This is a genomic window from Phocaeicola sp. RTP21198st1_B8_RTP21198_201120 (assembly GCF_040929485.1).
Classification (GTDB): Bacteria; Bacteroidota; Bacteroidia; order Bacteroidales; family Bacteroidaceae; genus Phocaeicola; species Phocaeicola dorei.
This window is the reverse complement of sequence record NZ_JBCOCI010000042.1, coordinates 1-260: the sequence shown is the minus strand read 5'-3', so window position 1 is coordinate 260 and position 260 is coordinate 1. Positions and strand designations below refer to the sequence as shown.

Genomic DNA, 260 nt, shown 5'->3' with positions numbered 1-260 from the left:
AGATGTGGTTATTGTTGGATTTGGAAAACAAAAGAAAGCGAGTGTAGTCGGAGCAATAAGCTCTGTCAAACCGGAATCTTTCAAACTTCCAACAAGCTCATTGTCAGCATCATTAGCGGGAAGGATGTCTGGCGTAATCGCTGTTCAACGTTCTGGTGAGCCTGGCGGGGACGGGGCGGATTTTTGGATACGGGGTATCGGAACAAACGGGGCTAACTCCGCACCTCTCATATTACTAGATGGATTAGAAATTTCATCAG

1 protein-coding gene is annotated in these 260 nt (G+C 46.5%); it reads left to right on the top strand.

Going from position 1 to position 260, the window contains the following annotated elements; translation table 11 throughout:
- Positions 1-4 precede the first annotated feature (4 nt).
- A partial coding sequence (locus AB5935_RS14710) for a TonB-dependent receptor plug domain-containing protein (protein WP_368327462.1) occupies positions 5-260 on the top strand: 256 nt, incomplete at its 3' end.